At 75.1% G+C, this 16,491-nt stretch carries 18 protein-coding genes; 11 read left to right on the top strand and 7 right to left on the bottom strand.

Annotated elements, in window-relative coordinates:
• Positions 1-23 precede the first annotated feature (23 nt).
• A complete protein-coding gene (locus ACY0MR_RS30665; RefSeq protein WP_361863002.1) occupies positions 24-770 on the bottom strand; it encodes an acyltransferase in 747 nt (248 codons plus the stop codon).
• A gap of 131 nt (positions 771-901) precedes the next feature.
• Between ACY0MR_RS30665 and ACY0MR_RS30660 the strand changes: the two genes are divergently transcribed.
• Positions 902-1,429, top strand: a complete 528-nt coding sequence (locus ACY0MR_RS30660; RefSeq protein WP_361862999.1) for a gamma carbonic anhydrase family protein — start codon at positions 902-904, stop codon at positions 1,427-1,429.
• Positions 1,430-1,507: 78 nt separating this feature from the next.
• On the opposite strand, the gene ACY0MR_RS30655 is transcribed toward ACY0MR_RS30660, so the two are convergent.
• Together ACY0MR_RS30655 and ACY0MR_RS30650 are read right to left on the bottom strand one after the other, a co-directional pair.
• Entirely contained in the window at positions 1,508-2,161 is a 654-nt protein-coding gene (locus ACY0MR_RS30655) for a DedA family protein (RefSeq protein WP_361862996.1), read from the bottom strand.
• Positions 2,162-2,359: 198 nt separating this feature from the next.
• Entirely contained in the window at positions 2,360-2,797 is a 438-nt protein-coding gene (locus ACY0MR_RS30650; RefSeq protein WP_148005362.1) for a DUF4442 domain-containing protein, read from the bottom strand.
• 120 nt (positions 2,798-2,917) lie between these two features.
• Here ACY0MR_RS30650 and ACY0MR_RS30645 point away from each other — a divergent pair, with 120 nt between their 5' ends.
• A complete protein-coding gene (locus tag ACY0MR_RS30645) occupies positions 2,918-4,039 on the top strand; it encodes a DUF8017 domain-containing protein (RefSeq protein WP_392044182.1) in 1,122 nt (373 codons plus the stop codon).
• Positions 4,040-4,303: 264 nt separating this feature from the next.
• The gene (locus ACY0MR_RS30640) at positions 4,304-5,674 is read left to right on the top strand and encodes an MFS transporter (RefSeq protein ID WP_473556521.1); all 1,371 of its coding nucleotides are present in this window, start codon (positions 4,304-4,306) and stop codon (positions 5,672-5,674) included.
• On the opposite strand, the gene ACY0MR_RS30635 is transcribed toward ACY0MR_RS30640, so the two are convergent.
• Both ACY0MR_RS30635 and ACY0MR_RS30630 read right to left on the bottom strand, forming a co-directional pair.
• Positions 5,636-6,481 (bottom strand): spermidine synthase, encoded by an 846-nt coding sequence (locus tag ACY0MR_RS30635; RefSeq protein ID WP_473556519.1) that lies wholly within the window; start codon positions 6,479-6,481, stop codon positions 5,636-5,638. The genes ACY0MR_RS30640 and ACY0MR_RS30635 overlap by 39 nt on opposite strands.
• A gap of 34 nt (positions 6,482-6,515) precedes the next feature.
• The gene (locus ACY0MR_RS30630; protein ID WP_473556517.1) at positions 6,516-7,226 is read right to left on the bottom strand and encodes a DNA alkylation repair protein; all 711 of its coding nucleotides are present in this window, start codon (positions 7,224-7,226) and stop codon (positions 6,516-6,518) included.
• A 164-nt stretch (positions 7,227-7,390) separates the two neighbouring features.
• On the opposite strand from ACY0MR_RS30630, the gene ACY0MR_RS30625 reads away from it, so the two are divergent.
• The 5 genes from ACY0MR_RS30625 to lnt all read left to right on the top strand — a co-directional run bounded on the left by ACY0MR_RS30625 (position 7,391) and on the right by lnt (position 12,133).
• A complete protein-coding gene (locus tag ACY0MR_RS30625; protein WP_451060326.1) occupies positions 7,391-8,152 on the top strand; it encodes a TVP38/TMEM64 family protein in 762 nt (253 codons plus the stop codon).
• Between the two features lie 99 nt (positions 8,153-8,251).
• Entirely contained in the window at positions 8,252-8,722 is a 471-nt protein-coding gene (locus ACY0MR_RS30620) for a winged helix-turn-helix transcriptional regulator (RefSeq protein WP_388805279.1), read from the top strand.
• A gap of 81 nt (positions 8,723-8,803) precedes the next feature.
• On the top strand, positions 8,804-9,676 hold the full coding sequence (locus tag ACY0MR_RS30615; protein WP_388805282.1) for an undecaprenyl-diphosphate phosphatase: 873 nt from the start codon (positions 8,804-8,806) through the stop codon (positions 9,674-9,676).
• A 150-nt stretch (positions 9,677-9,826) separates the two neighbouring features.
• Complete coding sequence (locus ACY0MR_RS30610; RefSeq protein ID WP_388805285.1) at positions 9,827-10,273, top strand: nuclear transport factor 2 family protein; 447 nt, start codon at positions 9,827-9,829, stop codon at positions 10,271-10,273.
• 153 nt (positions 10,274-10,426) lie between these two features.
• A complete protein-coding gene (gene lnt, locus ACY0MR_RS30605; protein WP_473556514.1) occupies positions 10,427-12,133 on the top strand; it encodes an apolipoprotein N-acyltransferase in 1,707 nt (568 codons plus the stop codon).
• Here the strand turns inward: lnt and ACY0MR_RS30600 are convergent.
• Both ACY0MR_RS30600 and ACY0MR_RS30595 read right to left on the bottom strand, forming a co-directional pair.
• Positions 12,057-12,962 (bottom strand): Gfo/Idh/MocA family protein, encoded by a 906-nt coding sequence (locus ACY0MR_RS30600; RefSeq protein ID WP_388805291.1) that lies wholly within the window; start codon positions 12,960-12,962, stop codon positions 12,057-12,059. The genes lnt and ACY0MR_RS30600 overlap by 77 nt on opposite strands.
• A gap of 56 nt (positions 12,963-13,018) precedes the next feature.
• On the bottom strand, positions 13,019-14,218 hold the full coding sequence (locus ACY0MR_RS30595; protein ID WP_473556512.1) for an FAD-dependent monooxygenase: 1,200 nt from the start codon (positions 14,216-14,218) through the stop codon (positions 13,019-13,021).
• A gap of 102 nt (positions 14,219-14,320) precedes the next feature.
• On the opposite strand from ACY0MR_RS30595, the gene ACY0MR_RS30590 reads away from it, so the two are divergent.
• The 3 genes from ACY0MR_RS30590 to ACY0MR_RS30580 all read left to right on the top strand — a co-directional run bounded on the left by ACY0MR_RS30590 (position 14,321) and on the right by ACY0MR_RS30580 (position 16,427).
• Positions 14,321-15,172, top strand: a complete 852-nt coding sequence (locus ACY0MR_RS30590; RefSeq protein WP_473556510.1) for a TetR/AcrR family transcriptional regulator — start codon at positions 14,321-14,323, stop codon at positions 15,170-15,172.
• Positions 15,160-15,696, top strand: coding sequence for a DinB family protein (locus ACY0MR_RS30585; RefSeq protein WP_388805300.1), 537 nt, complete (start codon positions 15,160-15,162; stop codon positions 15,694-15,696). The genes ACY0MR_RS30590 and ACY0MR_RS30585 overlap by 13 nt, the downstream gene beginning before the upstream one ends.
• A gap of 242 nt (positions 15,697-15,938) precedes the next feature.
• Positions 15,939-16,427, top strand: a complete 489-nt coding sequence (locus ACY0MR_RS30580) for a hypothetical protein (protein ID WP_404086102.1) — start codon at positions 15,939-15,941, stop codon at positions 16,425-16,427.
• The last annotated feature ends 64 nt before the right edge of the window (positions 16,428-16,491 follow it).

The following is a 16,491-nucleotide window of genomic DNA, read 5'->3' as shown; positions in this document are numbered from 1 at the left end:
CGGCCCGATCGGCACGACACCCCCTAGCGCGCCTGCTCGACCTCCCACGCCGCGAGCGCCGCGAGCTGTTCGGCGGTGACGTGGTCCGGGATCGGGACGGGCGCCGGGGTCCTGAGCGGGGGCTGCCAGCCCTTCTCCGCGTCCCAGCTGCGCACCACTCGGGCCGGGGCGCCGGCGACCACCGCGTGGTCGGGGACCTCGCCGCGCACCACGGCGCCCGCCGCGACGACCACGTTCCGTCCGAGGCGCGCGCCGGGCAGGATCACGGAGCCCGTGCCCAGCCAGCAGCCGGGGCCGATGACGACCGGCTCCGAGCGGGGCCACTGGCGGCCGACCGGCTCGTCCGGGTCGTCGTAACTGTGGTTGGTCGAGGTGATGTAGACGTAGGGACCGCAGTACGTGTCCGAGCCGATGGTCACCTTCGCGTCGGCGATCACATGGCTGCCCCGGCCGAGGACGACGCCGTCGCCGAGCGTCAGCACCGTGTCCGCCCCCAGGTCGAGGCCCGGCAGCATCCCCGCGGTCAGCGTGACCTGTTCGGCGACGATGCAGCACTCGCCGATCTCGATCCAGCGCTCGCCGAAGACGGTGCCCTGCGGGAAGGCCAGCCGGGTGCCCGCGCCGATCCGGCGGAACCTCAGCCGCCCGGGATGCTCGGCCGTGACGGACCCGGTCTCCTGCACCCAGCGCCAGCCGCCCTGCACGGCGCGGTTGAGCATCCGGCGCCGCCAGGCGGCGAGGGACGAGAACGTGTTTCTGTTCCTGGGCACCCGGACACCGTAGTCGGCACCGTCGTACCTGATCACCGCGGTGCGCTGTGATGTCCGTCATGAGCACGGCATAGGGTGCGGCCGGGGACACCCCCGGGCGTGACACGACGGCAGACGATCAGGAGCGAACCATGACAGAGGCGTTGATCAAGGGAGTGGGCGGCAAGGAGCCGCGGATCGACCCGACCGCCTTCACCGCCCCGACCTCCGTGGTGCTCGGCGAGGTGACGCTCGGCGCGCGCACCGGCATCTGGTACCACGCGGTGCTGCGCGCGGACTGCGGCCCCATCGTGATCGGCGAGGACTCCAACGTCCAGGACAACTGCACGGTCCACGTCGACCCCGGCTTCCCGGTCTCGATCGGCGACCGCGTGACCGTGGGCCACAACGCGACGGTGCACGGCTGCGTCATCGAGGACGACGTGCTGGTGGGCATGGGCGCGACCGTCCTCAACGGCGCGCGGATCGGCGCCGGTTCCCTGATCGCCGCGCAGGCCCTCGTCCCCCAGGGGATGGAGGTCCCGCCGGGTTCGCTCGTCGCGGGCGTGCCCGCGAAGGTCCGCCGCCCGCTGACCGAGGAGGAGCAGGCCGGGATCCGGCTCAACGCCGAGATGTACCTGCACCTCGCGAAGGGTCACGCGGAGGCCTTCCGGGACTGAGCCGCACGGCGTCCGGTACGCGAGGAGGGAGGCACCCGCCGACGGGTGCCTCCCTCCTCCGTGTCCGCCGCTCCGGTCTCAGTCCGCGACCGCGACCGGCGCCGGCTCGGGGGTCTCGGCCCGCTCCGCGGCCGCCTTCTTGGCGCGGTTCTTGATGATCAGCATCGAGGCGACGCCGATCAGCACCGCGAGGACGAGCCCGAGCCACGAGAAGCGCTTGAGCCAGGCCTCGGCGACGATGCCGACCGAGTAGATGACGGCCGTGGTGCCGCCGGCCCACAGGATGCCGCCGAAGACGTTGGCGATCAGGAACTTCCAGTACGGCATGTGCAGGACGCCCGCGAGCGGCCCGGCGAAGATGCGGAGCAGGGCGATGAAGCGGCCGAAGAAGACCGCCCACATGCCCCACTTCTGGAAGGAGCGCTCGGCGAGGCCGATGTTGGCCTCGCTGAAGTGCTTGGGGAACTTCTTCCCCAGCCAGGCGAGCAGCGGCCGGCCGCCCCTGCGGCCGATCGCGTAGCCGATCGAGTCGCCGATGATCGCGCCGGCGGTGGCGCACGCGCCGAGCACGTACGGGTTGATGTCGCCGTGCTGCGAGGCGAGCAGCGCCGAACTCACGAGCACGATCTCGCCGGGCAGCGGGATGCCGAGGCTCTCCAGCCCGATCACCACTCCGACGAGGACGTAGACCGCGACCGCGGGGATCGTCTCCAGCCACTCCTGGACGTGCAACGCGGCTTCCTCCCGTTTCGACTGCCCTGCCGCGCCCGGTCCTGGTCGAGGGCCCGCGGCGCCGGCGTGCCCGGCGGCGGGCACGCCGGGGCAGCCTACCGGGTCGGGCCGGGGCGCCCGGCCCGTCGGCCGCCCGGAACGGGACCGCCCCCGCCGCCCCGGGAGCGGGGTACGGGGGGCGGTCCGGGGCGCGGCCGGTCAGGCGTTCGGACGGAGCGTCCACACGACGGTCATCTCGCCGGTCACGGCGCCGTCCGCGCGGGTGATCTCGATGCGCACGGGGAACTCCGGGCGCTCGCCCGCGTCGAGCTCGGCGACGACCTCGGCGGCCGGGCGGCCCAGGGTGGCGGTGGCCGTGACGACGCCCATCGCGAGCTTCTTGTAGCCGATCTCGGCGCTGACGGCGAGCGGCACGGCGCGGCTCAGCTGGTCGCCGAACGCGGCGAGCACGATGGCGCCGCTGGCGGACTCGGCGAGCGTGAACATCGCTCCGGCGTGCGGGCCGCCGACGTGGTTGTGGTAGGCGGGCTGGTCCGGCAGGCGCACGACGGCGCGCTCGGCGGTGGTCTCCAGGAACTCCAGGTTCAGGGTTCCGGCCATGGGCACCGTGGCGGCGAGCATCTCGCCGACGGTCATCTGGTCTGCGCTCATGCCCGTGATGTTACCCACCAGTAGCAGCCTTGGCCATCCCTCACGCGCACGCTGTGCGGGGGCGGACGTGGTCGCGGAGGCTCCGCACCTCTATGGTTACTGGCCATGTGGCCAGGACAGCAGCCGCCCGGGGGCGAGCAGAACCCGCAGGACCAGAGTCAGAACCCCTACCAGCAGTCGGGGTACCAGCAGCCGAACCCATATCAGCAGCCGCCTGCCCAGCCCGGGTACCCGCAGCCGCCGACGCAGCCCGGCTACCCGCAGCAGCCGCCGACCCAGCCCGGCTATCCCCAGCAGGGGTACGGCCAGCCGCAGGGTTACGGCCAGCCGAACCCGTACCAGCAGCCCACCGTGGCGCAGCAGTACGCGGCGCCGGGCCCCGTGCCGCCCGGCGGGCCCGGCGGCGGCAAGAAGAAGACGACGCTCGTGGCGATCGTCGCCGCGACCGCCGTCGTCGTCGCGGCCGGTGTCACCGGCTTCCTCGTCCTCGGCAAGGACGACGACAAGAAGACGTCCGCCGACCCGAAGCCGCCGGCGTCGTCCGCGCCCGCCGACCCGACGACCGACCCGTCGACCATCCCCAGCGACAGCCCGTCCGGGATCGCCAACCCGCGGGACGGCGCCGCCCAGCAGCCGACGATCCCCGGCTGGAAGGTCGTCTACAACCCGAAGTACGGCACCCTCTTCGACGTCCCGCCGGAGTGGGAGGTGCTGAAGCCGGGCATGATCACCTTCTTCGAGGACGAGAAGAAGAACGACGGCAGCCCGCTCGTCACCATGTCCTCGCCGACCCGCCTCAAGAGCGAGTGGTGCACCTACGACACGGACAAGAACGGCAGCAAGGAGACCTGGGGCCTGAGCACCGCCGGCACCAAGGGCGGCCAGGGCGCCAAGAACACCTCGGACGCCGCGCGCAGCGAGGCCGGCACCTGGGTGTGGGGCGGCTACGCCCAGCACATGCCGCAGAGCACCATCAAGATCTCCAAGCCGGTGCCGTACACCACGAAGTCGGGTCTCACCGGCCACATGGCGACCGCGACGGCCCCGGGCGTCAAGAAGCGCAACAAGTGCGAGACGGACGGCAAGTCGATCGCCTTCACCTTCAAGAACGCCAAGGGCGACTTCGCGACCTGGGTGCTCTACGGGGCCGACGGCGTCGCGGACGAGCTGCCGGACGACACCATCAAGCAGATCCTGTCGACGGTCCGGCTCGCGCCGGCCTCCTGACCGGACGGCCGCCGACGCCCCGGCCCCGGCCCGCGGCCCGTCCACGCGCCGGGGCCGGTCCGCGTCGGGGTCCGCTCACCGGGGCCGGCCCGCGTCGGGGCCCGCTCACGACCGGGGCCGGTCCGCGTAGGGGTCCGCTCACCGGGGCCGGCCGGCGCCGGTCCCGTCCCGGTCCGCCGTCCTGCCGGGCCACGTCCGGCCCCCAGGGCGCCCCGTCCGGATATCGGGTTGGCATCCGGGCGGCCCGACAGGGATAGTCCCGGGGTGAACAGTCCCACCACCGCGCCCCGCCGGGCCTCCCGCCGCCCCGAATGGGCCGGGCGCAACTACGTCCTCCTGACCGCCGCCACGATCGTGACGAACCTCGGCACGCACGGCGCGCTGATCGCCACCACCTGGGCGGTGTTCGAGTCCGGGGGCGACGCGGGCGACGTGGGACTCGTGGCGATGGCGCGGTTCCTGCCGCTCGTCCTCTTCCTGCTGATCGGCGGCGCGGTCGCCGACCGGGTGCCCCGGCACCGCGTGATGGTCGCGGCGAACGTCCTCAACTGCGTCTCCCAGGCCGTCTTCGCCGCGCTCGTGCTCGCGGGCACGGCGCAGATCTGGCAGATGATGGTGCTCACCGCGCTCTGCGGCACCGGACAGGCCTTCTTCAACCCGGCCGCCGAGGGCATGCTGATGGCCAGCGTCACCGGGGAGCAGGCGGGCCGGGCGTTCGCCGTCTACCGCATGGCCATGCACGGCGCCTCGATCGGCGGCGCGGCCCTCGGCGGCGCGCTCGTCGCGTTCGTCGGACCGGGCTGGGTCCTGCTGATCGACGCCGTGGCCTTCGCGGTCGCGGGCGGGCTCCGCGCGTTCCTGGACGTCGGCGGCATACCCGACCGCGGTCCGGGCGGCGGCCTCTTCGCCGACCTCCGCGAGGGCTGGCACGAGTTCGTCGGCCGGCCCTGGCTGTGGTCGATCGTCGCCCAGTTCTCCGTCGTGGTGGGTCTCATCGGAGCGGTCGAGGCGGTGTACGGGCCGCTGGTCGCCAAGGCCGAGCTGGGCGGTGCCCGCCCCTGGGGCATCGCGCTCGCCGCCTACGGCGTGGGAACGCTCGCGGGCGCCTTCCTGATGGCCCGCTGGAAGCCCCGCCGGATGCTGTTCGTCGGGACGCTCTGCGTCTTCCCGATCGCGCTGCCGTCCGCGGCGCTCGCGGTGCCCCTCGACGCGGTGGGGCTCACGGCCGCGATGTTCGTCAGCGGCGTGGCCATCGAGGTCTTCGGCGTCTCGTGGATGACGACCATGCACCAGGAGATCCCGGAAGAGAAGCTCTCCCGGGTGTCGGCGTACGACTGGTTCGGCTCGACGGCCCTGCTGCCGCTGACGACCGCCCTCGCCGGGCCGGCCGAGGGCGCCTTCGGCCGGAGCACGGCGCTGTGGGGCGCGGCGGGCCTGATGGTGCTGGTCACCGCGCTCGTCCTGCTGGTGCCGGACGTCCGGAACATGACCCGGCGTCCGCACGCGAAGCCGGTGGCCGGGCCGGCACCCGCCGCGGCGACGGCCGGCTCGGCCTCCGCGAACCCTCCGACGGCCGCCTTCCTGCCGGCGCCCCCGTCAGCCGATGCCGAAGGCGCCGTCCGGCGGGACGGGTGAGGGCACGGCCCCGGCGTCGGGGACGGGTTCCGCGGCGCCCGTGAAGCGCCTCAGGGAGTCCCCGTGCTCCACCCGCGCGGGGAACGCGTCCGCCGCCGCCCGGCGCGCGAGGCGGGCGGTGTCGATCTCGCGGCCGGAGGCCACCAGGACCGCGTTCCCGAACCGGCGGCCGCGCAGCACGCCCGGTTCCGCGACCAGCGCGAGCTCGGGGAAGACGGCGGCGAACGTGGCGAGCTGGGAGCGGAGGAACGCGAAGGGCGCCCCGTCGGCCAGGTTGGCGGCGTAGAGGCCGCCGGGCCGCAGCACGCGCCGGACCTCGCGCGCGTACTCCACCGAGGTGAGGTGGGCGGGCACGCGGGAGCCGCCGAAGACGTCGCCGACGACCAGGTCCGCCGAGGTGGCGGGCGCGGCCTCCAGCCAGCTCCGGGCGTCCGCGCCGTGCACGGTGATCCCCGACCCCTCGGGCAGCGGGAGGTGCGCGGCGACGAGCGCGAGCAGTCCCCGGTCGGCCTCGACCACCTCCTGGCGCGAGCCGGGCCGGGTGGCGGCCACGTAGCGGGGCAGGGAGAGCGCGCCCCCGCCGAGGTGCAGGACGTCCAGCGGCGCGCCGTCCCCGGCGGCGCCGTCGACGACGTGGGCGAGCCGGCGCGCGTACTCGAACTCCAGGTACGCCGGGTCGTCGAGGTCGACGTACGACTGCGGTGCGCCGTCGACCGTCAGGAGCCACGCCCGCTCCCGGTCCACGTCGGGCATGAGGCGCGCGGTGCCCTGGTCGACCTCGCGGACGACGGGAATCTGCTCTGTCACGCCCTCATTGTGCCGGGGCGGTCCGGGCGGGCCGTCAGAGGTGCTTGAGGGCCTCGCGCACCGAGAGGGGCGAGAGCCGGCCGGTGTGCGCGGCGACGAAGGAGCGGACCTCGGCCGGGGCCGTCTTGCCGTACTCGCGCAGGCTCCAGCCGATGGCCTTGCGCAGGAAGAAGTCGGTGTCGCCGGCGCGGCGCAGGCAGTGGGCGAAGAGCCGGTCCGCGTCGGTGGCCTCCTTGAAGCGCAGCTGGTGGAGGATGGCCGTCCGGGCCACCCACGGGTCCTCGTCCCCGATCCACTCGTCCATGCGCGCGCCGAGGGCCGGATCGGCGGCGACGAGGCCGCCGACGACGTGGGCGGCCAGGTGGTCGACGGTGTCCCACCACGAGACGGTGGTGACGAGCCGGCGGGCCACGGGCAGGAAGTCCGACGAGCAGCGCTTCACGTGGCGGCGCAGGTAGTCGACGGCGAAGTAGTGGTACTCGCGCTCGGGCAGGGCGAAGCAGCGCAGGGCCACGGCGGCGCAGTCGTGCTCGTCGGGGCGGGGTGTGCCGTCGAGGACGGTCCGCGACAGGGCGCGGCGCTCCGGGGTGCGGATCCCGAGGAAGGGCGCGACGCCCTTCATGTAGGCGACCATCTCCTGGGCCCGGAAGGGGTTTCCCGCGGCGGGGTAGACCGTGGTGAGCCGTTGGAGGACGGTGTCGGCGAGGACGCTGTCGGGGACGTCCGTCGGCGCGGTCTCGGTCATGGGGCCCTTCCGGGGTGGGTGCGTCCGGGGGTCGGCCGCCCCGCGGACGGTGCCGGGCCGGCCGAGTGCGCGCCGCCGCTCGGGCGGAAGCGGAGAACCGTCCCCCCGGGCGGACATGACGCACATTACGGCGATCATACGGACGCGTCCGTTACTCTCCCCGAATGCTCGCTCCCGTGCCCCGGCCGCCGGGCTCCCTCGCCGTCCGCTGCTCCCGGGCCCTGCTCGCGCCCCGCGCCCGGCTCTCGCTGCTCGCGCTGCTGCTGCTCACGGCGGCGGCCCTCGTCGTGCTGTACGAACCGCAGCGGCTGCTGTCCTCGGGCTGGCCGCGGCAGTCGGAGGGCACGGGCGCGGTGATGCTCTTCGGTCTGGCGTACGGCGTGTGCACGGCGGCGTTCGTCCCGCGGCCGGTGCTCAACCTGGCGGCGGGCGCGCTGTTCGGCTCGGCCTTCGGGCTGACCGCGGCGATCGCGGGGACGGTGCTCGGCGCCGGGATCTCCTTCACCCTCGGCCGCTTCCTGGGGCAGGACGCGCTGCGGCCGATGCTGCGGGGCCGCTGGCTGACGGCGGCGGACGGGCAGCTCAGCCGGCACGGTTTCCGCTCGATGCTGGCCATCCGGCTGTTCCCGGGGGTGCCGTTCGCGGCGGCCAACTACTGCGCCGCCGTCTCCCGCATGGGGTACGTGCCGTTCCTGGTGGCGACGGCGCTCGGCTCGGTGCCCAACACCGCGGCGTACGTCGTGGCGGGGGCGCAGGCGGGTGAGCCCGGTTCTCCTGCGTTCCTCGCGTCGGCGGGCTTCATCGCCCTGTCCATGGCGGCGGCGGCCGTGGTCGCCTGGCGCAAGCGGCACCACCTGCGGGCGCCGGCCGCGGCCGTGGCCGCGGAGCCGGAGCCGGAGCCCGCGGTGGTGGGCGGCCCCCGCTAGCGAGGGCGCGCAGACCGCCGCGTCGGGTTCTCCAACCCGCCAAGGCCGGTGAGTTGGATTCCCCAACTCACCGGGCGCGCGCTGCCCTACTCTTGATCCATGAAGGCCGCCCCCCGCCCCTGCTCGATCGCCGACACCCTGGCGCTCGTCGGCGAGAAGTACTCCCTGCTGGTGCTCCGCGAGGTATCCCTCGGCGTGCGCCGCTTCGACCGGATCGCCCGCAACACCGGCGCGCCCCGCGACATCCTCACCACCCGCCTCAAGCGGCTCGTCGAGGCCGGAGTCCTGGAGAAGGTGCAGTACAGCGAGCGCCCCCAGCGCTTCGAGTACCGGGCCACGACGGCCGGCGAGGAGCTCGGACCGGTCCTGATGACCCTGATGGCCTGGGGCGACCGCCACCTCAACGCCGACGACCGGCCGGTCGTCCTGGAGCACCGGTGCGGCGAGGTCCTCGCTCCCCGGATCGTCTGCGCGCACTGCGGGGACGAGGCCGACCGCGACAGCCTCACCGCCCACGTACGGGCCCCCGGCTGGACGGCCGCGGGCCCGACGACCCCCCGCGAGGCCTGAGCACGGTCCCGTCATCTCGGGGCGGTACGCTGCGCACGACCTTCTGACCGCACACGTACATAACGGGACGGCTTTAGCCCCATGAGTTGGTTCGAATCGTTCATCCTCGGACTCGTCCAGGGGCTGACGGAGTTCCTTCCCATCTCCTCCAGCGCGCACCTCCGTCTCACCGCGGCGTTCGCGGGCTGGGAAGACCCGGGTGCGGCCTTCACCGCCATCACCCAGATCGGCACGGAGACCGCCGTGCTGATCTACTTCCGCAAGGACATCGCCCGGATCGTATCGGCCTGGTTCCGCTCCCTCACCGACAGGTCGATGCGCTCCGACCACGACGCCCAGATGGGCTGGCTGGTGATCGTCGGCTCGATCCCGATCGGCGTCCTCGGCATCACGCTCAAGGACCAGATCGAGGGCCCCTTCCGCGACCTGCGGCTGATCGCCACCACCCTGATCGTCATGGGCGTCGTCCTCGGCATCGCGGACCGGCTCGCGGCGCGCGACGAGATCGGCGGCCGCCACCGCGTCGTCCGCGAGCGCAAGACGCTCAAGGAACTCGGCGTCAAGGACGGCCTGATCTTCGGCCTCTGCCAGGCGATGGCCCTGATCCCGGGCGTCTCCCGCTCCGGCGCGACGATCTCCGGCGGTCTGCTCATGGGCTACACCCGCGAGGCGGCCGCGCGGTACTCGTTCCTCCTCGCGATCCCCGCGGTGCTCGCCTCCGGCGCCTACGAACTCAAGGACGCGGGCGAGGGGCACGTCTCCTGGGGCCCGACGATCTTCGCCACGATCATCGCCTTCGCCGTCGGCTACGCGGTGATCGCGTGGTTCATGAAGTTCATCACCACGAAGTCCTTCATGCCGTTCGTGATCTACCGGATCCTGCTCGGCATCCTGCTGTTCGTGCTGGTCGGGACGGACGTCCTGAGCCCGCACGCGGGCGAGTCGGGACAGTGACCCGGCCGCCCCGCGCGGGCGGCACCACCGGCGTGCCGGGCCCCGCTCGCGGGGTCCGGCACGGTGCGTTCCGGCCAGGCGCGCCGGACCCCGGGACTCCCCCCGCGCACACCCCTTCTCCCCTGGCCGCGCCTGCCCGACACTGATCCGATGACGCAGCGCGTGGACCTCGCGACCGTGATGGACCGACTCGCCGTCGACGACCTGGTCACCGGGTACGCGGCGGCCGTGGACGACGCCGACTGGACCGCCTACCGTGCCCTGTTCTCCCCGGACGGCAGGGCCGACTACCGAGGCTCGGGCGGCATCGAGGGGCCGGCGGCCGAGGTCGCCGACTGGCTCGCCGAGACCCTCACGCTCTTCCCCGTGCGCCAGCACCTCATCGTGAACCGCCGCGTCCTCTTCCGCGGGCCCGCCGGGTACCCGGAGAGCGGGGACACCGCCGAGATCCGGGCCGACTACGTCAACCCGATGCGCTTCACCTCCGGCGAGGACTTCGTCTGCGGGGGCAGATACGCCTTCGGGGCGGTCCGGACCGCCGACGGCTGGCGCCTCACCTCGGTCGTCGTTGAGGAGCGGTGGCGCCGGCACGGCTGACCGCCGCGGGCCGGACCACCGGGCGCCGGCCCGTCCGGCGCCCCCTCCGACGCCGGTCCGGGAGACGTCGGGCACGGGGTCACCACGACGGACCGCCCGAGCCGCGCCCCACCCGGTCACGCCCGACACTGAAGGCAAGGGCGGAGGCATGCCATGCGAAATCCGTTCGTGCGACGGGGACGGCCGCGGGACCGCGGCCCGGCCGAGGACGGCCACGAGGACCGGGACCGCGGCCGCGAGCCCGGCGCCGACCGGGACCGGCCCGGGGACCGGGAGCGGCGCCCCGCCCGTCGGCGCGCCCTCGTCCGGTCCCTGCTCGCGGTCGGCTTCGGCGCGCTGCCCGCGCTCGCCTTCCCCGCACCCGGCCTCTGGTGGTGGGCGTACCTGGCGCTCGTCCCCTGGCTGCTCCTGATCCGGACGGCTCCGGGAGCGCGCCGGGCCGCCCTGGACGGCTGGCTCGGCGGAATCGGGTTCGTCCTCGCCGTCCACCACTGGCTGCTGCCCAGCCTGCACGTCTTCCTCCTGCCGGTCTCCGCGCTGCTCGGCCTGCTGTGGCTGCCCTGGGCCTGGCTCGTGCGGTCCCTGCTCGGGGGGACGCCGTCGGCGCTGCGGGCCGCCGTCGCGCTGGTCGCCGTGCCGTCGGGCTGGCTGCTGATCGAGCTGGTGCGGTCCTGGGAGGGGCTCGGAGGCCCCTGGGGGCTGCTCGGGGCCAGCCAGTGGCAGGTGCCGGCGGCGCTGCGGCTCGCCTCGGTCGGCGGGGTCTGGCTGGTGACCCTGCTCGTGGTGGCCGCCAACACGGCCGTGGCCCTGCTCGTGGCCGCGCCGGGGCTCCGCGCCGTCGGCGTCGCGGGGATCGCGGGCTGCGCGCTCGTGGCCGGTACGGCCGCCTGGGGGGTGGGGGCCCCGCGCGTGACCGGGACGGTGCGGGTGGCCCTCGTACAGCCCGGGGTGTTCGGCGGGGCGGACGGGGCGGAGCGGCGGTTCGACCGCGCCGAGGAGCTCACCCGTTCGCTCTCCGGGCAGCGCCTCGACCTGGTGGTGTGGGGCGAGAGCGGGGTCGGCGCCGACCCGGCCGGACGGCCCGATCTCGCCGCCCGGCTCACCGCCCTGTCCCGGGAGGTCGGCGCGCCGCTGCTGGTCAATGTGGACGCGCGCCGGAGCGACCGCCCGGGCATCTACAAGAGCGCGGTCCTGGTCGGCCCGGCGGGGCCGACGGGGCAGCGCTACGACAAGATGCGGCTCGTGCCGTTCGGCGAGTACATCCCGGCGCGCGGGGTCCTGGGCTGGGTGACGTCGTTCGGCAAGGCCGCCGCCGAGGACCGCCGGCGGGGCACCGAGCCGGTCGTGATGACCCTGCCCGCGCCGGCCGGAGGCGACGGCACCCCGCCGCCGCTGGTCGGCCCGCTCATCTGCTTCGAGTCCGCCTTCCCCGACATGAGCCGCCGCCTGGTCCGGGACGGTGCCGGGCTGCTCGTCGTCCAGTCGGCGACGAGCACCTTCCAGGACAGCTGGGCGCCCGCCCAGCACGCCTCCCTGGCGGCGCTGCGGGCCGCGGAGACCGGCCGGCCGGTGGCCCACGCGACGCTCACCGGGGTCAGCGCGGCGTACGGGCCGGACGGACGCAGGATCGGTCCGGTGCTCGGGACGGACGCCAGTGCCGCCGCCGTCCGCGAGCTGCCGCTCTCGGACGCGACGACGGGCTACGTCCGCTGGGGCGACTGGCCCCTGTACGGGGCGCTGGCCGTGGTGGGCACGGTGTGCGCCGCCGAGGGCGCGGGCGCGTTCAGGAGGCCTGGCTCAGCGCCTCGCGCACGACGCGCTCGCACAGCTCGTGGGTCAGCAGGGCGTCCCGGGCACTGAGCACCCGCCCGTCGCGGACGGCGTCGAGGAAGGCCAGGACGGCCTGCTCGATGCCGCGCTGACGGGAGACCGGCACCCAGTCGCCGCGCCGCCGCAGGGTCGGCTGGCCCTTGTGGTCGACGACGTCCGAGAGGTTGACGACCTGGCGCTTGGTGTCCTGCCCGGAGACCTCCAGGACCTCCTCGGTGGAGCCGTTCATCCGGTTCATCATGCCGATGGCGGTGAAGCCGTCGCCGGAGAGCTGGAGCACGACGTGGTGCATGAGCCCCTCGCGGACGCGGGCGCGCACGTCGACGTGCTCGATCTCGCCGGGGAGCAGGAACCGCAGGGTGTCGACGACGTGGATGAAGTCGTCGAGGACGAAGGTGCGGGGGTCCTCGGGGAGGCCGACGCGGTTCTTCTGCAGGAGGATCAGCTCGCGCGGGTGCTCGACGCACTGGGCGTACGAGGGGGCGAGGCGGCGGTTGAAGCCGACGGCGAGGCCGACCGAGCGCTTCTCGGCCAGTTCCACGAGGCCCTCGGACGCGGCGTACTCGTAGGCGAGGGGCTTGTCGACGTACGTGGGGACGCCGGCGTCGAGGAGCCGGCCGGCGATCTCGGCGTGCGAGGCGGTCGGCGCGTGGACGAAGGCGGCGTCGAGTCCCGCGGCGAGCAGCGAGTCGAGGTCGCCGTGGCGCTGCGCGGCGGGCAGGTGGAGGGTGTCGGCGACCCGGTCGAGCGTCGTCGGGGTGCGGGTCTGGAGGTGGAGCTCGACCCCGGGGAGGGTGGAGAGGACCGGAAGGTAGGCCTTCTGAGCGATGTCGCCGAGTCCGATGCAGCCGACCTTCACGGGTTCTCCCTTGTCCACACGCCCCGGCACGGGGAGGGGCGTTCGCGCCGGTCAGCTTACGCGGACCGGCCGGGGGCCACCGGGGGCCGCCAGTCGGCGATGCCGTCGAACCCGCGCAGGACGAGCCCGGGGCCGAAGCGGGAGACCGCGCCGACGAGCGTGGACCGGAGCGCGACGGCGGGCCGGGCCGCGAGCAGGGTGACGGCGCCGGTGCGGGCGGCCTTGCGCACGATGGCGGTGGTACGGGGGAGCCGGTCGGCGGTGTACGCGGCGAGGGCGCGGTCCGGGGCGGAGCCGGTGCCGTGGGCGTCGGCGGGGCCGAGGTGGTGGGCGAGGACGACGGCGTCCTCGATCGCCTGGTTCCCGCCCTGGCCGAGGCTCGGCATCATCGCGTGCGCGGCGTCGCCGAGGAGGGCGACGCGGCCCCGGTGGAAGGCCGGCAGCGGGTCGGGCAGGTGGTGGACGTCGTGGCGGAGGACCTGGTCGGGGTCGACGGCGGCGAGGATCTCGGGGACGGGGTGGTGCCAGTCGCCGAAGAGGCGCAGGAGTTCGGCCTTCTCGTCGTCGGGCGCCCGCCCGCCGGCCGGGGCGGCGGCCATCGCGTATGCGTAGATCCGGCCGTCCTTGAGGGGCTGAGTCCCCCACAGGCGTCCGGCGCCCCAGGTCTCGTGCGGGGCGAACGGCCGCTCGGGGGCCGGGACGACGACCCGCCAGGTGGTGCAGCCGGCGTACCGCGGGCCGGGGTGCGCGGGGAAGAGGGAGTGCCGGACGGTGGAGCGGATGCCGTCGGCGGCGACCACGAGCGGGGCCTCGATCTCGCCGTCGGGGGTGGCGAGCCGGGCGGGGCGCCGGTCGCCGCCGGGGTCGACGAGGGCGGCGGCCGCGCCGGTGCGGACGGTGCCGTCGGGCAGGGCCGAGGTGAGGAGGTCGACGAGGGTGGCCCGGTGGAGGAGGACCAGCGGCCCGCCGAAGCGGGCGGCGGCAGCCGCGGCGTTCGTCCGGGCGAGCCAGCGGCCGCCGGGGGCCCGCATGCCGCCGTCGCCCTGCCAGGCGGCGAGGTCGCGGACGCGGTCGCCGAGGCCGATGACGTCGAGGGCGCGCTGGGCGTTGGGGGCGAGGCCGATGCCGGCGCCGACGGGGGCGAGGTCGGCGGCCCGCTCCAGGACGGTGACCCGCCAGCCGTTGCGGTGGAGGGCGACGGCGGCGGTGAGGCCGCCGATGCCGGCTCCGACGATCACGGCACGGTGCTGTTCCATGGCTGCTCCCCGGATCAGGCGACTACAGGTGTAGTGCGCTCGCTGATCCGACCGTACTACAGCTGTAGTGAGGCGGGAAGCGGGCCGCTGTAGGTTGTCCCCATGACCTCTGCGACACCCTCCGCCGCCCCCCTCGGTCCGCGGGGCTCCCAGGGGGCCGCCGACGCCCCCGCCTCCCGCGCGGACCGGATCGGCGACGCCGCCCTCGACCTCCTCGTGGAGCGCGGCATGCGGGGTCTGACCCACCGGGCCGTGGACGAGCGGGCGGGACTGCCGCAGGGCTCGACCTCCAACCACGCGCGCACCCGGCAGGCCCTCCTGGAGACGGCCGTCCGGCGCCAGGTGCAGCTGGAGTCACGGGTCCTGACACCGGACGAGCTGCCGGGCGCCGCGGGGCCCGGGCCGGCGGACCGCCCCGACGCGGCGGCGGCGCACGGCGGACCGGACGCGGGGACCGGGACAGCGCACGCTGGGGCCGGGGCTGCCCCAGCGCACGCGGGGGCCGGGGCGGCCCACCCGGGGGCGGGGGCGGGGACGCGCTTCGATGCCGACGCCCTCGTGGACGCGCTCTCGCTGGCCCTGCACCGGTACCTCACCGACCACCGCGCCCTGCTCGTCTCCCGCTACGAACTGGCCCTGGAGGCCACCCGCCGCCCCGAGCTCCGCGCCTTCTTCGACACCGCGGGCTCCGTCTTCCACCGCCCCCTGGTCGCGATGACGGCGGCGGCCGGCTCGACGGATCCCGAGCGCCACGCGCTCTCGCTCATCGCCTGGTGCGAGGGGCTGATGTTCTCCTGCGCCGCCGGCTCCTTCCACGCCGCCGTACCGAGCCGGGCGGAACTGCGCACCGGGTTCGAGGAGTTGCTGCGGGGGATGCTGGGCCCCGGGCCCGGTCCGGGGCAGCCGGAAAGCGGTGGCGCGGCCGATGGCCGTGGGGGACGATGCCGCGCATGACCATCGAACGCACAGAGACCTCACCCCGTGTCGACCCGTCCACCACCTCGGGCGAACGCGAGGCCCTGGAGCAGTGGCTCGACTTCCACCGCGCGACCCTGGCGCAGAAGTGCGAGGGGCTCGACGACGCCCAGCTGCGCACCCCGTCCGCCCCGCCGTCCGAGCTCAGCCTCCTGGGCCTCGTCCGTCACATGGCGGAGGTCGAGAACGGCTGGTTCCGCAACGTCCTGGGGGCCGAGAAGGCGGGCTGGGTCTACTCGACCGAGGAGGACCTCGACCGGGACTTCCACCCCGGCGAGGAGGACACCTTCGAGGAGGCCCTCGCGACCTGGCAGGAGCAGATCGCGCACGCGCGCACCCTGGCCGCCGCCCACGACCTCGACCATGTGGCCGAGGGCGGGCACCACTCGGGCAAGCGCTACAACCTGCGCTGGATCTATCTGCACATGATCGAGGAGTACGCCCGCCACAACGGCCACGCGGACCTCATCCGGGAGCGGATCGACGGGGCCACCGGCGACTGAGCCGCCTCCGCCGGGGAGCGACCGTGCCGCGGCACCCCCGCGGGGCACCCCGGCGACACCGGGCCGAGCGACGGCCGCGCCGCGGAGCGCGCGACCCGCGCCCGGCCTCACCGTGCCGCGCGAGCGCCACGCCCGGCGCCCCGCCCGGCGGGTCAAGGCCGGTCGCGCGTCGGCTCACCCGTGCGGGGCATTCCCCGTCGGTAGGGGCGCGAAGATCCCCACCGGGACAGCAGAGTGGCGCGGTGCATGGAACCCGAACCACAGTGAAGATCCTGGTCGGGGCGGCCGTGGCCGCCCTCGCGGGCTGCGTCTCGGTGGACGCCGCCCCGCCGCCGCCACCCGCCCCCGCGCCCGCCGCGGAGACCTTGGGGCAGGGTCGCGACGCGGCCCCGCAGATCCTCCAGGGACCGGCCCTGGAGGCCCTCGAAGCGGCGTTACCCGCTCCCCCGCCGTCGGCCGCACCACGCCCGGCGCCCTCGCCCGGGGCGCGGCGGAAGGAGGCGTCCGCGCCCCGCCCGTCGACGACCCGGCCCGGACCCGCGCCGCGGGAGCCGGAGCGTGCGGCGCCCGGCACCCGGCCGCCCCTGCCCGTACTGCCCTCGGCGGCGGACGGATCGTCGGCGAGGCCGCCGCTGTCGAGGGCGGACGTCTGCGCGCTGGGCGAGCGGTACGGCGGCTGGGCGCCCGGCAGCGATCCGTCCCGCATCTGCCACGGCACGTACGGCCGCTGAGGCTCCGCGCGGACCGCATGGGCGCCCGGTGCGCGGCGCCGGCGGGCGGGACGGCCGACCGCCG

The sequence above is a fragment of the Streptomyces sp. JN8 genome, from assembly GCF_055808075.1.
This window is presented reverse-complemented; position numbering and strand designations above follow the sequence as displayed.